We start from the raw sequence: 1,562 nt of genomic DNA, 5'->3' as shown, positions 1-1,562 counted from the left end.
CCATACCCTCGATGAAATCAGAATTGCATGCAGTCATGTCGTCCTGCCTGAGGTCTTTATCCAGTAAGTGGTGATGCTCCTCGCAAAGCCAGTATTCAAAAACACTCTGCAGAACCTGCTCAAACCCATGCTGATCAAACTCAAGAGTGCTCAGGTAATACTTTGTCTCCGTAGAAGCCTTAAGGTTCTCCTTGTGTCGCTCATTTGAGCGCTTCACAGACTCATCGACAGCACGCTTACGAATTACCTTCCTTGTAGTAGTTCTTCTGAGCACTGCTGTTTTCACGCCCTCATACTTTGAAACAATTTCCTCAGGCAGAGCTGATGCTGGAATAAGCATGAATTCGTTGATTGTTTCACGGCCATGAGCAGTAACCGCCGGAGAGGTGTACTTCATAGTTGAAACATTGAAAGAACCATCCTCAATCGCTGAAAACGTGTCTTTCAGGCCCTGGTACTCATCCTTACGATTAGCCTTTAAAGGGCATAGAGGGTGATTTCCTGAATCAATCACAGTCTTGAATGTTATGGGGGTAGTGTTGAGACTGTCCCACATAACAACAGCGTTTTTACCATTGATTTTTTGTACGAACTGCTCAATGAAGTCCTTTTCATGCGACTTCTTACTGGCAACAGCATAATCTTCAGGGGCTCGAGTGCTGCAGTTATACATGGTTACTACATCTCCAGCCTTAATGGTCCTTGAAACAGACCCTGCTTTGTAAGTTCCATTAAGAGACTGTCCATCAATGCCATACGTGTGGGCCTTGGCAAAGTCATCAGGAGGAGTGTGTCCGAGAAGAAAGCCACTTTCACCAGTTAAGCCAGCTCTGACAGAGATCTGCTGAAGACGGGAAATTTTATTCAGAAGCTCTCGCTTTGTTTCTGGTTCGCCAAAAGAAATGATGTTTCTTACAGTGCTTGTAGAAATCTCATTATTAATCAGGTTAGCTCCCGGTAACAGCATGCCCAGCTCGTATCTTCGAGAGTTTATAAATGAAGTGATGTTTTTGGCTGTTGGGGCGAAGCAGCACACAGCTATGATGCTGCTGAATATTATCGGAGCAACGCTGTACTTTGGCATGCCGCAGGTATTGCGTTCGTCCGGCCACTCAGCGTTAAGATACGCGTTCAAAAGAGTGACTTTCCTTAACGCAGCAGAAGACTCACTGTAGATGTGTCTGAGAGTATCTGCCAGTATGATTTTCAGCTTCTCATCATTGCTCTCCTCCGCATAGAATCGCTCTTTCAGCTCTTTAGAGCAATGTTCAATATGGCGTTCGAAGCTACGATCGGAGAGGTCCCCTGGAAGCTCACGAGAAACATCCATTTTGGTTTTTTCAAACTGGAAGATCAGCTCATAAAGGCTTTGAACCTCTGAAAGACGCTGATTTATGCTGCTTTTATATCTCTGATCATATTCAACGCGGCTCATTGGCATAGGGTCACCTCTCAGACTTACATTCATATGTTGAAGTTATGAATCATACCCGCGCAAATCGCATAAATATAAGGATTTATCAAAAAACGTGATGAAAATCACAAGCACTTAATACGCCGTA

The 1,562-nt window shown here is 44.3% G+C and carries 1 protein-coding gene; it reads right to left on the bottom strand.

What is annotated here, in order from left to right; all coding sequences use genetic code 11:
• The coding region (locus tag MXE39_RS12820; protein ID WP_246979085.1) for a hypothetical protein at positions 1-1,435 on the bottom strand (1,435 nt) is incomplete at its 3' end.
• Positions 1,436-1,562 lie beyond the last annotated feature (127 nt).

Source organism: Anaerobiospirillum sp. NML120511, assembly GCF_023050955.1.
Classification (GTDB): domain Bacteria; phylum Pseudomonadota; class Gammaproteobacteria; order Enterobacterales; family Succinivibrionaceae; genus Anaerobiospirillum.
The sequence above is the reverse complement of the archived record's forward strand: the minus strand, read 5'-3'. Positions and strand labels throughout refer to the sequence as shown.